We start from the raw sequence: 10319 nt of genomic DNA on the forward strand, positions 1-10319 counted from the left end.
CGGGCACACCGCGCATCGGGGCGAGACCGTCCGGGGCGCGGTCGTCCACTCCGGAGCGGAGCAGGGCGGCCCCGGTCACCTGCGGCTCCCACCAGTGCAGGGTGTAGTCGACCGGGCCGGGCAGCAGCAGCGAACCGGTTCGAGTGGCCACGTAAGGCGCGGCGCCGTCGACCGAGGCGGGCCACGTCTGGCTGGGCAGCCACGGGCCCGGCGCGTTCAGGATGGTGGAGGAGCGCAGCATGACCGGCGCGCGGATGCCGGGCTCCAGCTTGGCGCCGAGGCGGCGCAGGGAGTCGCCCGGTGTCCAGTTGATCCCGTCAAAGCCGTCCAGCACGATCACCGGCCACCGGTCGGGGACGACCGCAGACCGCACCCGGAAGACCGTCTGCGCCGGGTTGGTGAGCCGGCCCGCCAGTTCGTCGAGCGGGCTGGTCAGCGGCAACGGCTGGAGCGGGAGAGCCGGCTCGGCGTGCAGCGAGGCCCGCGGCGGCGCGGCCGGCAGCACGACACCGGCCAGCACCGCGGCCCCCGCGGCCGAGGCCACGACTGGCAGGAGCGCGACCGTTCGGGCCGAGGCCAGCAGCAGACCGGCCAGGCCGGCCCAGGCCAGCGCGACCAGGATCGCCGGGCCGAGGGCGAGGGCAAGATGGGCTTGGGCGAAGACGAGCAGCGCCAGGCTGGGCAACAGGGCCGGCAGCGGCGCGGTGAGCCGGTGCAGCAGTTCCAGGCCGATTACCGCCGCCGCCACCACGAGCAGCGGCACGAAGATGAGCAGGCTCGGCTCGGGACGGGCGGGCCAGGTCGTTTCGAGGGTGCGCCACCAGGCCGCGGTCACCCCGTTGGCCAGCCCGCGCAGGGTCGCGGCGGTGGGCAGGCCGGCCACCGTGGTCGGCCTCAGCACGGTCTCGGCGACCGCGAGCGTCCCGGCCAGCGCGGTCAGCAAGGGACGCCAGTCGGCCGTCCTGGATCCGCCCCGGCCGCACAGCAGCGCGACCGCGAGCACGGCCATGGCGGGCAGGGTGACCGGCACGAGCAGGGCATCCAGGCCGAACACCGGGGCGAAGAGCAGACCGCCGAGCAGCGCGGTGCCGACGACGGCGACGGACTTCACCGGTACGCCTCGTTCCAGCGCCGCAGGGCCTCCTCGACGCCGACGCCGTCGCCCAGCATGAGTACTTCGACGTCGGTGAAGGCGGCCGCCACGGCCGTTCCGGTGATCAACACGAGCCGCCCGCCGGTCGCCGCGGTCAGCGTCCCCGAGTCGTCCTGGCCGAGGTCGACCAGCGCCTCCAGCGGCATCTCACGTCCGTCCGCGGTGAGCAACCGCACCCGCAGCCCGGCCCGGCCGGCCGCCGACAACAGCGAGGCTGCCACGTCGACCGCCTCCTCGAAGTCGGCGGGGGCGAGCGAGCGCCGCCGGGTGTCGAGCAGCACGGTGAGCCGGGCCTGGCGCGGGTCGGCCGTTTCGCGCACCATCAGGCGCCCGGTGTGCGCGGTCGCCTTCCAGTGCAGGTGACGCACCTCGTCGCCGGGGAGGTATTCGCGGACGCCCCGGGGCTCGGCCGAGCCCTGCCACAGATGGTCCTCGGCCGGGCCGGGGGCGGGGGAGCGGGAGTGGCCGCCGTCCGGCCGGGCGGGCCACAGCCGGGGATGGACGGTCAGCGTGGCCCGGCCGCCGGCGTCGTGCCAGGCACGGGCCAGCCCGAACGGATCCTCGCGGGCGACCTGCAGCGGGCCGACCGGGAAGCGGCCGCGAGCCCCGGTCGGCAGCGGGTATTCGGCCGTGCGAACCTCCAGGACGCGTCCGTCGAAGTGGTCGCGCACTGCAGGACCCCGTACCGAAAGGGACGCCGACGCCGGACCGCCGCGCTCGACCCGGTCGGGTGAGATGGCGCGCGTGATCTCGACCCGGGGACGACGACGCACCATGAGCAGGGCGGCCGCTACGGCGCCCAGACCGGCCGCGCCCAGCGCGGCGAGCAGGGGATAGCGCAGCCACCAGCCGGACGCCAGCAGGACCGCGGCGGCGAGGAGCACCGCCGAGCCGCGCCGGGTCGGACGCATGTCAGCGGCCGGAATCCGCTGGCGGCACGGGAATCGAGGCGAGCAGCTCGGTCACCACGGTGCCGGCGTCGCGCCGGGCCAGCTCGGCCTCGGGGGTGCGGACCAGGCGATGCGCGAGCACCGGGACGGCCACGTCCTTGACGTCGTCGGGCGTCACGAAATCCCGGCCGGCCAGCGCGGCCATCGCGCGGGCGGCGCGCACCAGGGCGATGCTGCCGCGCACGCTCGCGCCGAAGCGGACCGATGGATGGTCCCTGGTGGCGGCGGCGAGCCGGACCGCATATTCGGCTATCGCGTCGTCGACCCGCAGACGGCGCACCCGCTCGATGGTGTCGCGCAGCACGCCCGCCTCGACCACCGGACGCAGGTCCTCCGGCGACTCTCCGGCGCCGTCGGCCAGCACGATCCGCACCTCGTCGGCCGGGTCGGGGTAGCCCACCGAGAGCCGCATCAGGAACCGGTCGAGCTGCGCCTCGGGCAGCCGGAACGTGCCCTCCAGCTCGATCGGGTTCTGGGTGGCGACGACCAGGAAGGGGCGCGGCACCTCGTGCGTCTCGGCGTCCACGGTCACCCGCCGCTCGGCCATCACCTCCAGCAGTGCGGACTGGGTCTTCGGCGTGCCTCGGTTGATCTCGTCGGCCACCACCACGTTGGCGAACACGGCGCCCGGGTGAAACGTGAAGCTGTCACTGCCGGGCCGGAACACGCTGACTCCGGTGATGTCGCCCGGCAGCAGGTCGGGCGTGAACTGGATGCGGTGCCAGGAGCCGCCGATGCTGTGCGCGAGACAGCGGGCGAGCGTGGTCTTGCCGAGCCCGGGCACGTCCTCGATGAGCAGATGCCCCTCGGCCAGCAGCGCCGCTACCGCGAACCGCACCAGGCGCGGCTTGCCCCGGATGATCCGCTCGACGTTCTCGATGATCCGCGCCCCGACCAGCTGCCCCGTCACGGCTTCCGCTCCGGCCACACGATGCGGTTGGACTGGACGTCGTCGTTCTCGATCTCGATCCAGACCGTCTGCCCCACGCCGTTGAAGGGGAAATGGTGGCGCACAAGGAGATGGCCGTCCTGGTTCACGCCGAGCCGGGCGCCGATGTTGAACGCGCCCCAATCCGACGCCATCGGCTCGATGCCGACCTCGGAGTTCGGCGGGAAGCCGAACAGTTCCACCTGGACATATCCGCATTCGGGTGGACGGCAGTCATTGTCCCATTCCGTGTCCTCGCCGCGCGAGACGACGACCCAGCGGGTCGGCATGCTGGTCTCGATCGCGGCCGCGTCGCCGGTCCCGTTCTCGTTCCTCGCGGAAACCCTTATCGTGTACGGGATTCCGCGCGCAAGACCGGTCAGGGCGGTCTCGTGGACGTCGCCACCGACCTCGGTCGAGCCCCGGTCACCGGCCGCCGACTCCCAGCTCACCGCGTAGGCGGTGATCGCCGCGCCGTTCGGCGGGGCCGCGCCCCAGCTGAGGATGAGCTCGACGCCGCGCGCGACCGAGGACAGGCCGGGCACGGTGCCGGGGCGTTCGGCCGGTGGCACGGTCGGGCCCTGCGGGATCGTGGTGGTCTCGACCGGCGGGCCGGGACGGACCGGGCCCGGCTGCTGCGGTTCGGCCGGCGGCGGTGTGGCCGGCGCGGTCGGCATCCGGACCGGCGCCGTCGTTGCGCCCGTTGCGGGGTCCGAGTCCGAGCCCGGCGCCGCGCTCGTCGCGCCCGCGTGGGTCGCCGCGGTCGCCGGGCTCGTCGTGGTGGCCCCGACCGGCGCGGATGTCGCGGCTGCTGAGCCATCTGCCGCACCGGCCCCCGACGGACCCGCCTCCTCGGCGCCGCCCTGGTCGTCTACGACCACGACGTGCCGGCCGTCGCCGCTCTGTGCGTAGACCCGGCCGTCCTGGCCCTGGCGCAGCTGCGGGTCGCCGGTCGAGGCGGGCAGCCTGGTGACGTGTTGCCGGCGCCCGTCCGGAGTGTAGGTGTGGATCTGGCGCCGGCTCAGCTCCAGCAGCACGATCGATGACCGCCCGGCGACCGGGGTGGCCCACCGCCCGGCCGGGAGGGTGACCTGCCCGGCCAGCCCGTGCGCGTCCAGCAGGAGCAGTTCGCCGCCCGCGACCACCGCGATCCGGCCGTTCACCGCGGCCGGCGCCACCAGCGCGCCCGGCCGCAGGTCGGGGCCGAGGGCGGTCACCCGGCCCGGCCCGTCGGGGCTCAGCACGGTCATCGTGTCGTCGGTGAAATCGAGGAACACCGCGTTCGGACCCAGCACGCTGAGCGCCCCGGCGTGGCCGGGGGAGAGCTGCACCGGGCAGGTGGGCCGGTCGGTGCCGGGGGCGAGGTGGCAGAGCAGCCCGGTCCCGATGCGATGCAGCCAGAGGGTGCCGTCGGGGGTTGTCGCCGGCGGCCCGAGCGGTCCGCCCGCCTCGACCACCACCTCGTCGGCGCCCAGGCGCACCACCCGGCCCGACCCGCGATAGACCGCGTAGGGGCCGCCGGCCGCATCGACCGGCACCGGGCGCTCGGACGATGGCGCCGGCCGGGTGGCGGTCACGGCAAGACTCGACTTGTCGAGCTCGCGGATGTCGTCGGGGCCGATCACGTACGAGCTGCGCTCGCCCTCGACCACCTCGGTGCCGGGTTTCACCTCGTCCAGCTGGACCCGGGCGTCGATCGTGCGGCTCATGCCGTTGACGTGGAAGACCCGGTCGCCGGACGGGTCGGCGAACCACCGGCCGACCGAGGCGAACCGCAGAAGCGGAGCTGCCGGGCTCGCGCCGCTGACCGCCGCGGTGCCCGCGACCAGGCAGATCGCGCCCAGAAGGACCAGCGGCAGACGATTGCGGCGGCTCACTCGGGCAGCATAGACACATTTATACATGCCTCGTCCACGGTGGATACATTTGTTCATCCATCCTCGGCCGGCAGCGCCAGCTCGAAGATCGCCCCGCCCTCGTCGGCGTTGTAGACGCGCAGCGCGCCGCCGTGCGCCTCGGCCACCCAGCGTACGATCGACAGCCCCAGCCCGCTCGATCCGCCGGTGCTGTGGAAGCGTTCCCGGGTCAGCTCCGGGTCGACACCGGGGCCGTGGTCGGCGACGATCACCCGCCCGCCCGCCACCGTGATGTGCACCTCAGCCGCCTGGCCTGGAGCCTTGCCGTGGCGTAACGCGTTGTCGAGCAGGTTGCCGACCGCCCGGCGCATCAAGGCGGCGTCGGCCGTGACCCGGCTCGGCGCCGAGGTGACCGTCACCCGGGCATTGCCGGCCGGGGTCTCCTCGACCACGGCGCTGACCAGCTGGTCGAGCCACACCGGCTCCGGTTCGAGGGTCTGCACGCCGGCCGCCAGGCGGGCCCGGATCAGCACCCCGTCGACGATCGTGCCCATCCGCTGGGCCAGATCGACCGCCCGGGGCAGCAGCTCAGCCTGGTGGCCGGGGTTGAGCAGGGCCGTCTCGGCCAGGGCGCGAAGCGCGGCCACCGGCGTCCGCAGGTCGTGCGCGGCGTCGGCGAGCAGCACCTCCTGTTGCTCCAGGGCCGCAGTGACCGGGCGAAGCGCACGCGCGGCGAGCAGCCGGGCGGCCACGCCGACCAGGACCAGCAGCAGCAGGCAGCCCCCGGCGAGGACAGCGAGCATCCGGCGGTGGGCCGACTGCGCCGCCGACGCGTCGGCCACCGCGACCACGGCCCCGATGGCCTGCCCGTCCGGCTGCCGGAAGGGCTCGGCTTCGAACCGGATCGGGCGGCCGTCCTCGGCGGTCGCCCAGCCACTGATCAACCGCCCCGACGAGGCCGCCCGGCGGGCCAGCCCGGCGAGCAGCCCCTGGTCGACCGGCACGCACTGCCGCTTACTGAAGTGACCGCTGAACAGCACCGCCGTCCCGGGCAGCACGGCGAACTGCGGGCATTCGTCGTCGAGCGGATCGCGCAGCACCGCGGCTGTGGTGACCATGCCGTCGTAGCGGATCAGCCGGTTGATGCTGGCCGTGACCGTTCGCAATTGGCCGTCGAGCTCGGCCTCCCGGCGCGCGGAGTCCTCGCGGACCAGCAGGGTGCCGAGCACCACCAGCCCGATCGCCCCGGCGAGGCCGGTCCAGACGGAGATCCAGCGGGGCAGCGACCGCAGCCGCCCGGCGGCGGTCATGCTGTGCCCACCTTCCGCATGCCCTTCTGGCCCTCGCCTGCGGCCTGAGCGCGCACGTCGCGCGGCTGCCGCTCGGTGCAGGCGGTCATGCTGTGCCCTCCGCGATCCGGTAGCCGCGGCCACGGACCGTGTGGACCAGCTCGGGCTCACCCAGTTTGGTGCGCAGCCGGCGGACGACCGCGTCGACCACGTTGGACATCGGCTCGGTACTGGCGTCCCAGCAGTGCTCGATCAGCTCGGTGCGGCTCACCGCCTGGCCGGGCCGGGTCATCAGGTGTTCCAGCACGGCGAACTCCTTGCCGGTCAGGCCGAGCAGCACCCCGGCCCGGCGGGCCTGCCGGCGCGGGCAGTTCACCTCGAGGTCGGCGAACCGGAGCACGGCCGGTCGCGCGGTCGCGCCGCGACGGGCCAGATTGCGTACGCGAATGGTCAGTTCCGCCACCGAGAACGGCTTGACCAGGTAGTCGTCGCCGCCCAGCTCGAGACCGGCGACCACGTCGGCCACGGTGTCGCGAGCGGTCAGGAACAGCACGGGAACCGCCCAGCCGGCGCGGCGGCGTGCGCTCACATAATCGGCCGCATCGCCGTCGGGCAGCATCCGGTCGAACACGACACAGTCCGTCCGGCCCTCGGCCAGCACCGCGTCGGCCGCGGCGACGCTTGCGGCCTGACGCACCTCGGCGCCGCCCCGGGCCAGCTCGGCCGCCACCGCCAGGCGGAGATTGTCGTCGTCCTCCACCACCAGCACGCGCACGCCGCCTCCGCCCGGGCCTGTCATCGGATCCTCATGTGCCTCGATGGATGGTATTGACGTCGGCCGCCGGGCGGTGGCCGGGCGGGGGGTGTGTTCATGTTGTTCCACGTGCTCGGGCCGATCGAGGTGCACGCCGCGGGGGAGCCTCTCGCGGTGGCCGGCAAACCGGCGACGGTGCTGGCCACGCTTCTGCTGCACCGTAATGCGTGGGTCAGCCTGGACGAGCTGGCCGACCAGGTCTGGCCGCACGGAAGGGCGCCGCTGTCGGCGGTGGCCAACCTGCGGACGTACGTGTGGAGGCTGCGCCGGGGGCTGCCGGAACCGGGCAGGCTGGACCGGCTCGGCGACCTGTACCGGCTGCAAGCGCGGCCCGACGAGGTCGACGCCGGCCGGGCGGCCGAGATCCTGGGCGACGCGGCACGGGTCGCCGATCCGGCGGTGGGGCTGTCGATGGTGGACGAGGCGCTCGGCTGGTGGCGGGGCCGGCCGTACGCCGGTCTCCCGTTCGCGGTCGAGGCCGACCAGCTCAACGAGCTCCGCCTCGACCTGCGCGAGCTGCGCGCGGCGCTGCTGCCGGCTCTGGGCCGCCCGGCCGAGGCGGTCACCGAGCTGCGCACGGTGCTCACCGTCGCACCGCTGCGCGAGGCGGCCTGGGCCGGGCTGGTGCGCACGCTCGCCGCCGCCGGACGCCGGGCCGAGGCGCTGCTGGCATACCGGCGGGCGGCCGAACTGCTCGGCGCCGAGCTGGGCGTCGAACCGGGCCCGGAACTGGCCGCGGCCCGCCGCCTCGTGCTGGCCGGAGTCTGACCGTGCCGACCCTGGACGAGCGCGAGGCGATGCTCCTGGCCCTGCTCGCGGACGGCTTGACCGACGAGTCGGTGGCGATCCGGCTGGGCATCTCGGAGCGCACGGTCCGCCGCACGATGGCGTCGATCATGCTCCGGCTCGGCGCGCGCAGCCGTTTCCAGGCCGGCCTGATCGCCGCCCGGCTCGGCCTGCCCGCGCCCGCTACCGTGTGCACCTGTGCGGGTACTTGTCATCGAGGACGACGCCAACCTGCGCCTGTCCCTGGACGTGGCGTTGCGGGGAGCGGGCTTCGCGGTTGACGCCGTGGCCGACCTGCCCGAGGCGGACGAGGCGCTGGCTGTGCACGCGTACGACTGCGCGGTGGTCGACCGCATGCTGCCCTCGGGCGACGCCCTGCCCTACATCGCGGCCCGCCGCCGGTCCGGCTGGCATGTGCCGGTGCTGTTCCTGACTGGCCTTGACGTGCCGTCCGACCGGGTGGCCGGCCTGGCCTGGGCCGACGACTACCTGGGCAAACCGTTCGCGGTGCCCGAGCTGCTGGCCCGGGTCGGCAACCTGTGCCGCCGCGCCCCGGCCGCCCCCGCGCCGGTCCTGCGCCACGCGGGGGTCGAGGTCGACCCCGACCGCTGGGAATCCCGCCGCGACGGTCGCGCCCTGTCGCTGACCGGCAAGGAGTTCACCGTCCTGCAGTGCCTGGTCGTCGCGGCCGGTTCCGCGGTCACCCGGGCCGACCTGATCGCCGCGGCCTGGGACGAGATCGTGCCGCCGGCCTCCAACGTGCTCGACGTGCTGGTCGCCCAGTTGCGTCGTAAACTGGGCGACCCGCCGATCGTGCACACGGTCCGCGGCGTCGGCTATCGGCTGGGTCCCTGACCCGCCGCGGCGGGTCCCCCGAACCAGCATCGATACGATGATCACCAGCGACCCGCTCCTCGTCACTCGAATGGATTGGAGACCGGCTCGTATCTCCATCTGCGGGTGGTCTCGTTGAATTTGGACCGGTAGAAAGTGACGCGGTTCCAGCACGCCGAATTTTGACTGATCATCCATAGTTCCCAGTTCGTCCACAGCTGCGGTGAGCCCTCCCCGTGGGTCCGCGAAGGATTCAACAGGGCGCCCGCCCGGGCGAACTCTCGCACCGCTGCGTTGGTCCCTCCGGTTCCGTCGAGGTTGACAACGATTTGTGTCGACCCGTCATCTATATAGCTGCGGACATGTTCGTACCATTCTTTGCCTGCTGGCCAACCCCGAGAGGTCGTGGCGTTGATGTCGTCCTGCTGGGCGAACTCCTCCAGGCCGTACGATGTCAATCCGAGGGCGATCCGATTACAGCCCTCGATCACGTTGTGGACCAGGAGCGGCGTCGAACCGGCCATCACGAAGTAGGTGTGGATCTTCGCGACCTCGAAGTTGTAGACCGACGTTTCGACCAGCCGGGCATCGGCATCCAGAAGTTCTACCTGGGCGCCGCTTGACGTGCGCAGATGATTCCCCGGCCGGAGATCGCCCGCCTCGACCCACTTCCGGGTGTCCGTGCGCCAGAACAGGTGGCCCGCGGTCGAGCTGATCCGGCCCACACCGTCGGCGTCGGCGACGGTGAGGTCGACCAGCTCCTCCCGGCCATGCCCGGGAATCAGCTGCGTCACCGGCTCCGGCGCCGTGACGCCGGTGGCCGGGTCAGTGGCGAGCACCAGATCGCCGACGTCTACGTCCTCGATCGGCTCGGTCGAGGAGTCGGCCAGCAGAACCCGGGTGCCGGCCAGGAAGCTGTGCGGGTTCCGGCACTGCCGCGCGTGCTCGGCGATCTCCCTCAGCTCGTTCAGCCGCTCGACCGCGTGCAGGCTCTCCTCGAAGAAGCGGAGGAGTTTGGGGATGATCCGGCCGAGCTTCTCCGCGACCGTGTAGAGCCGCGTCCACGGCACGAACATCAGCAGGCTCCACAGGCAGGCCTCGATGTCGCCGTCCCGGAAGCACGCGATCAGGTCGGGGACGCCCGTCAGGTCGAGCAGGAGACCTTCGCCCTCGCGCGCGAGGAACTCCATGATGTCCTCGCCGGACACCTGCTTGAGGTGGTTCCACTCGTCGACCTGGGCGGGGGTCAGATAGGGCAGCACCGTATCGCTGTCCGGGGGATCGTCGTTGCCGGCCGGACGGGTCAGCCATTGGATCGTCTGCGCCCGGTTCGCGTCCTCGGCCTGATAGGCGGCCTTCTGCGCGTCGATGGCGTGTTGCAGCGCCTGTTCGGCCGCGGTCGCCGCGCTGTCCGCCGATCTCTGCGCGGCCTCGGCGAACTGCTGGGCCTTGATCGCCTCCGTCTCGGCGGTCGTCGCCGCGCTGCGCGCCGTCGCCGCGTCCCGCTCCGCAGCCTGCGCGGCCGCGGCGGCCCGGTTGGCGTCGGCGCGGGCGTCGGCCGCGGACCGGCCGGCGATCGCCGCGTCGCCGGCGGCCGCGTCGGCCGCGCTGCGTGCGCCCCGCGCATCCGCCTTGGCCTGGGCATCCGCCTCGGCGGCTCCGGCTGCCGCAGCGCGGGCGGTGGCCGCTTCGGCCGCGGCGTCGGCGGC

10 protein-coding genes are annotated in these 10319 nt (G+C 73.6%); 3 read left to right on the top strand and 7 right to left on the bottom strand.

Going from position 1 to position 10319, the window contains the following annotated elements:
• The 6 genes from AB0F10_RS40945 to AB0F10_RS40970 form a co-directional block, all read right to left on the bottom strand.
• Window positions 1–1111 (bottom strand): transglutaminaseTgpA domain-containing protein (locus AB0F10_RS40945; RefSeq protein ID WP_360638554.1); only part of this gene is annotated, 1111 nt, incomplete at its 3' end.
• Window positions 1108–2064 carry a DUF58 domain-containing protein gene (locus AB0F10_RS40950; protein WP_360638557.1) on the bottom strand — a complete coding sequence of 319 codons (957 nt, stop codon included), beginning with the start codon at window positions 2062–2064 and terminating at the stop codon, window positions 1108–1110. The genes AB0F10_RS40950 and AB0F10_RS40945, both read right to left, overlap by 4 nt.
• Window position 2065: 1 nt before the next feature.
• Entirely contained in the window at window positions 2066–3013 is a 948-nt protein-coding gene (locus AB0F10_RS40955) for a MoxR family ATPase (protein ID WP_360638560.1), read from the bottom strand.
• A complete protein-coding gene (locus AB0F10_RS40960) occupies window positions 3010–4908 on the bottom strand; it encodes a fibronectin type III domain-containing protein (protein ID WP_360638563.1) in 1899 nt (632 codons plus the stop codon). The genes AB0F10_RS40955 and AB0F10_RS40960 overlap by 4 nt, the downstream gene beginning before the upstream one ends.
• A 53-nt stretch (window positions 4909–4961) precedes the next feature.
• Window positions 4962–6197, bottom strand: a complete 1236-nt coding sequence (locus tag AB0F10_RS40965; protein WP_360638566.1) for a HAMP domain-containing sensor histidine kinase — start codon at window positions 6195–6197, stop codon at window positions 4962–4964.
• 85 nt (window positions 6198–6282) lie between these two features.
• Window positions 6283–6951 (bottom strand): response regulator transcription factor, encoded by a 669-nt coding sequence (locus AB0F10_RS40970; protein ID WP_360638570.1) that lies wholly within the window; start codon window positions 6949–6951, stop codon window positions 6283–6285.
• A 96-nt stretch (window positions 6952–7047) separates the two neighbouring features.
• On the opposite strand from AB0F10_RS40970, the gene AB0F10_RS40975 reads away from it, so the two are divergent.
• The 3 genes from AB0F10_RS40975 to AB0F10_RS40985 are packed head-to-tail and all read left to right on the top strand — an operon-like array spanning window position 7048 to window position 8631.
• The gene (locus tag AB0F10_RS40975) at window positions 7048–7758 is read left to right on the top strand and encodes a BTAD domain-containing putative transcriptional regulator (RefSeq protein ID WP_360638573.1); all 711 of its coding nucleotides are present in this window, start codon (window positions 7048–7050) and stop codon (window positions 7756–7758) included.
• A gap of 2 nt (window positions 7759–7760) precedes the next feature.
• Window positions 7761–8057 carry a helix-turn-helix transcriptional regulator gene (locus AB0F10_RS40980; RefSeq protein WP_360638576.1) on the top strand — a complete coding sequence of 99 codons (297 nt, stop codon included), beginning with the start codon at window positions 7761–7763 and terminating at the stop codon, window positions 8055–8057.
• On the top strand, window positions 7975–8631 hold the full coding sequence (locus AB0F10_RS40985) for a response regulator transcription factor (RefSeq protein ID WP_360638579.1): 657 nt from the start codon (window positions 7975–7977) through the stop codon (window positions 8629–8631). Before AB0F10_RS40980 ends, AB0F10_RS40985 begins: the two co-directional genes overlap by 83 nt.
• Before the next feature lie 62 nt (window positions 8632–8693).
• Here the strand turns inward: AB0F10_RS40985 and AB0F10_RS40990 are convergent.
• The coding region (locus AB0F10_RS40990) for a polymorphic toxin-type HINT domain-containing protein (protein ID WP_360638582.1) at window positions 8694–10319 on the bottom strand (1626 nt) is incomplete at its 5' end.

The organism is Actinoplanes sp. NPDC026623 (assembly GCF_040638275.1).
Lineage (GTDB): Bacteria > Actinomycetota > Actinomycetes > Mycobacteriales > Micromonosporaceae > Actinoplanes.